Consider the following 848-nt stretch of genomic DNA (forward strand, 5'->3'; position numbering starts at 1 on the left):
GCGCCAGGTCGTCGGCGTCCGGTAGCCGGCCGCGAGCATCCCGAGCCCGCCGGCGTCCGCGACGGCGGCCGCGAGGTCGACGGTCGAGGAGCCCCCGGCCATGGGCGCTCCGACGAACGGCAGGTCGGTCCCGAGCAGGCTCATGCCGCCATCGTGCACGCGCGTCGCTTCGACGGCACACTCGGGGCGATGGGAATGTGATGTGGGACGTCGAGGGCGGGGACCGTCCGAGCCTCTACACCCGCGCGTACGTCCGCGGCATGCGGGCGAACCGCGACAAGCAGGCGTTCGAGGGCGCGCAGCACACCCTGGACAAGGCCCGCGAGCAGCAACGTTCGGGCAACGCGCCGCCGACCGCCTGGACGCGTCGCCGGCTCGACGTCACCGAGACGACGGTCGCGGGCATGACGGTCTGGACCGCCCGGCCGCGGCGGGCGGACCCGGTCGCCCGCGTCCTCTACCTGCACGGCGGCGGGTACGTGCACCCGCTCACCAAGGACTACTGGCGGCTCGTCCGTGCGCTCACCTCCGTGCCCGCCGAGGTGGTGGTGCCGGCCTACCCGCTGGCACCGGACGCGACCGTCGACGACGTGCTCCCCCGGCTGCTCGAGCTCGCGTCGGCGGTCGACGACGGACGCCCGTGGGTGGTCATGGGCGACTCGGCCGGCGGCGCGCTGGCGCTCGTCCTGGCCCAACGGCTGCGCGAGGTCGGCGGCCGCGAGCGTCCGGGGTCGTGCTGCTGTCGCCCTGGCTCGACGCGACGCTCGACGAGGAGCAGGTGCGCGACCTCGAGGCGACCGACCCGATGCTGGCCGAGAGCGGGCTGCGCGCGCCGGACGCTGGTGGGC

General features: G+C 75.6%; 2 protein-coding genes. One reads left to right on the forward strand and one right to left on the reverse strand.

Annotation, left to right across the window (positions count from 1 at the left end):
* The coding region (locus AC2W7G_RS17450; protein WP_485869551.1) for a nitronate monooxygenase at nucleotides 1-144 on the reverse strand (144 nt) is incomplete at its 3' end.
* A gap of 56 nt (nucleotides 145-200) precedes the next feature.
* Between AC2W7G_RS17450 and AC2W7G_RS17455 the strand changes: the two genes are divergently transcribed.
* A partial coding sequence (locus tag AC2W7G_RS17455) for an alpha/beta hydrolase (protein WP_485869552.1) occupies nucleotides 201-848 on the forward strand: 648 nt, incomplete at its 3' end.

This window comes from Aeromicrobium sp. PFPM2_SD2, assembly GCF_057364525.1.